The 533-nt window shown below is 64.9% G+C and carries 1 protein-coding gene; it reads left to right on the top strand.

The features are described 5' to 3' along the window. The coding region (locus AACH00_RS19850; RefSeq protein WP_341400913.1) for an Ig-like domain-containing protein at positions 1-533 on the top strand (533 nt) is incomplete at both ends.

The following is a 533-nucleotide window of genomic DNA, read 5'->3' as shown; positions in this document are numbered from 1 at the left end:
ACCCCGACGCTGACCATCACGGCCATCAACGGCCAGCCGATCAGCGTGGGCAGCCCTGTCCAGCTGCTCGACACCGCCGGCCTGCCGCTGGGCACGGTCAGCCTGACCAACGACGGCAAGCTGGTTTACACCCCGGCGCCCAACACCACCGGCCCAGTTGATTTCAATTACACCGTCACCGATGGTCTGACCCCGGTTCAGGCCAATGTGCGCGTTGATGTCACCCCGGTCAACGATGCACCGGTGGCAACTGACGACACCGTCACCGTTGCTGAAGACACCCCTGTCACCCTGAACGTGCTGGGCAACGACACCGACGTCGAAGGCGATCCGCTGACCATCACCCAGATCGACGGCCAGCCCGTCACCGTGGGCACGCCAGTCGTCGTGGCCAACGGCACCGTCACCGTCAACCCGAACGGCACGGTCACGTTTGATCCGGCGCCTGGCTACAACGGCCCTGCGACCTTCACGTACACAATCTCTGACGGCCAGGGCGGCACTGACACCGCCACCGTGTCGATCGATGTGGG

Source organism: Ideonella margarita (assembly GCF_038066635.1).
Lineage (GTDB): Bacteria > Pseudomonadota > Gammaproteobacteria > Burkholderiales > Burkholderiaceae_C > Ideonella > Ideonella margarita.
The sequence above is the reverse complement of the archived record's forward strand: the minus strand, read 5'-3'. Positions and strand labels throughout refer to the sequence as shown.